Raw genomic sequence first — 2,174 nt, 5'->3', positions numbered from 1 at the left:
GTACAAGACCACGGATATTCGAGCCGGGCGTCACCGTTCCCAGGGCGACTTCGGAGTGACGTGGAAGAGAGCTGTTGCTTCCGGGTCTGCAAGCGAGTCCTTGAAGAGGAGGTTTCACATTCTTCTCGACTCCGAATATGACACCTATACCGGCGAAGGAGATTTCCCGTACCGGCTCCGCCAGATGGTTCGCTACGCGGCCGGAAAAGGCATCGGGATCGACTGGCCTCTGCTGCTCAAACATGTGAAGCAGTGGAACTCAAGGGAGAAGTGGGTACAGAAAAAATGGGCTGGCAGTTATTTCAGCACGGACAGTACCAGTGACACTCCAAAAATCCAGGAAGAAAAGGACTGATAGCCATGCTTGTAGAAGTTCACATGCTTCAGAACCATGCACCGAGCAACCTTAACCGTGACGATTCGGGAAGCCCCAAGGAAGCGGTCTTCGGCGGTTTTAAACGTGCCAGGATCTCGAGCCAGTGTCTCAAGCGCACAGTCCGTCGCTCTGACGTGTTCATTGAAAAGATGGGCGGTCTTTTGGGAACGAGGACACGGATGCTTCCGGAACTTGTGAGGAACAAACTGCTGGAAAAGGGGCTGAATGAGGAAATGGCTGCGCTGGCAGCCCAGAAAACAAGCGGCTTCGGGAACAAAGACGGCACGGAGCAAAAAGAGAACAAGAGCGGCTATTACAGGACCGCTCAGACCATGTTCCTGAATGATGCCGACGTAAATGCAGTAGTTGACGTTTTATACAAGGCTGCCATGGAGGCAAAAACGGCGAAAGACTTCGAGAAAGTGAAAGCAAAAGACCTCCAGGAAAAGGCGAAAGATAATGGATTCCGCCCCATGTCGGTGGACGTAGCACTCTTTGGACGTATGGTAACGAGCGAAGCCTTCGTTGATGTAGAGGCATCATGCCAGTTCGCTCATGCAATCAGTACCCACAAGGTCGATCACGAATTCGATTACTACACCGCCATGGATGATCTGGAGCGGTCTTCCGATGACGAAGCCGGCGCAGGTGCTGATATGATCGGCGACGTGGAGTTCAATTCCGCCTGCTACTATAAATATTTCAACGTCCACATCGACGGTCTTGTGGACAACCTCACAGGAAAGTCATTCCGCCGTGAAGTCAAGTCAGATGACGAAAAAGAGGCCAGGGCGACCGCAGCCAAGGCTGTTCAGGCATTGATCGAGGCAGCATGTTCAGTCACACCCAGCGGAAAACAGAATACATTCGCCGCCCACCAGTGGCCGAGCCTGGTCTGGGTGGAAATCAGGGACTCTAACCTTCCCGTGAGCTATACCAATGCCTTCTCCGTTCCAGTCAACCCAAAGCTGGGAGACGGAATTGAAATGGAGTCAGCAAAGCGGCTGAAAAAAGAATGCGAAGACCTTACCAGTATGTATTCCTTAAAAGCCGGTAAGCGGTTGCTTCTATCGAAAAACAGGGGAATTACGATACTGGATGTCGTTTCTTCAGAAAATTTGGAACAACTCCTCAAAGAAGTGGAAAAAGTGGTGAAGGCTTGTGACTAGACCCATTCTGCTGCTTCGTCTCGATGGCCCCATGCAGTCCTGGGGTTCCCGTTCCCGATGGGATGTGAGAGAGAGCGCCCTGGAACCCACAAAATCGGGAGTGATCGGCCTCATCGGTTGTGCTTTGGGCCTGAGGCGCGATAACAAAGATCTCGAGATTATCGATGGAAAGCTTGGATTTTCCGTGCGGGTCGACCGGCCGGGGATACTCTCCACCGACTACCACACCGTGACCGGATACCATCTGACCGCAGCCGGTCAATATAAACATGGTGGAGGTACAGCTTCGTCCCTTGCCACCGCCCTGGAACATGAAGAAAGCACCATAATCTCACCCAGGGAGTACCTCCACGATGCCTCTTTTCTTGTTGCCCTTTCGAGTGCCGACAACGAACTGCTCGGGTGGATTTCCGGAACCACTGAAGGAAGCCCGTGGAGAGGCAGCTTGCAGTCCCCCTTTTGGCCGGTCTATCTCGGGCGCAAGTCCTGCGTGCCATCCCGCCCGGTATTTGAAAGATTGACCGACGAATACGAAAACCTCGAGGATGCCCTTTCCCGGGAACCCTGCACCAGCTCTTCTCGCAGATCAGGCCGGGAAGTGCCGCCAAAGCTGTTGGCCTGGATAGAAT

Annotated in this window: 3 protein-coding genes; all 3 read left to right on the top strand. The window is 53.2% G+C overall.

The annotated features are described in order from the left end of the window. The first annotated feature begins 55 nt into the window (after nt 1–55). A complete protein-coding gene (gene casB / locus GX147_10090; protein NLN61022.1) occupies nt 56–355 on the top strand; it encodes a type I-E CRISPR-associated protein Cse2/CasB in 300 nt (99 codons plus the stop codon). A gap of 5 nt (nt 356–360) precedes the next feature. Continuing rightward, nucleotides 361–1,545 (top strand): type I-E CRISPR-associated protein Cas7/Cse4/CasC, encoded by a 1,185-nt coding sequence (gene cas7e / locus GX147_10085; GenBank protein NLN61021.1) that lies wholly within the window; start codon nt 361–363, stop codon nt 1,543–1,545. Then, on the top strand, nt 1,538–2,174 hold a 637-nt coding region (gene cas5e, locus GX147_10080), incomplete at its 3' end, for a type I-E CRISPR-associated protein Cas5/CasD (GenBank protein NLN61020.1). The genes cas7e and cas5e, both read left to right, overlap by 8 nt.

This window comes from Deltaproteobacteria bacterium (assembly GCA_012522415.1).
Classification (GTDB): Bacteria; Desulfobacterota; Syntrophia; order Syntrophales; family JAAYKM01; genus JAAYKM01.
The sequence above is the reverse complement of the archived record's forward strand: the minus strand, read 5'-3'. Positions and strand labels throughout refer to the sequence as shown.